Source organism: Cellulomonas sp. GbtcB1, assembly GCF_019091725.1.
Taxonomy (GTDB): Bacteria; Actinomycetota; Actinomycetes; order Actinomycetales; family Cellulomonadaceae; genus Cellulomonas.
In genome coordinates this window covers 1-251 of record NZ_JAGXJG010000376.1, presented here as the reverse complement: position 1 = coordinate 251, position 251 = coordinate 1, and the positions used below count along the sequence as shown (strand labels likewise).

Below are 251 nucleotides of genomic sequence, written 5' to 3'. Positions count from 1 at the left end.
GGACGCGGGCGGCGTGGACTGCGCCTCGGGGCACGCGACGGAGGCCCTGGAGCAGCTCTCGATGGCGGAGCCGCTCCGCGCCGTCGTGACCGTGCCGGACGCCGCGTACACCGCGCTGCTCGTCCGGTGCGCCGCGGTGGCCGAGCGCCTGGTCGGTTCGTCCGCGCTGCCGGCGGGGTCGTGGGCGGACGCGGACTTCGTGCGCCCCGCCCAGTGGGCCGCCGGCGACCGGGGGGCCTACTGCGTGCTCC

Annotated in this window: 1 protein-coding gene; it reads left to right on the top strand. The window is 79.3% G+C overall.

The genetic code is table 11. From position 1 onward, the window contains the following. Window positions 1-13: 13 nt before the first annotated feature. Window positions 14-251 (top strand): hypothetical protein (locus tag KVT14_RS20760; RefSeq protein WP_217617332.1); only part of this gene is annotated, 238 nt, incomplete at its 3' end.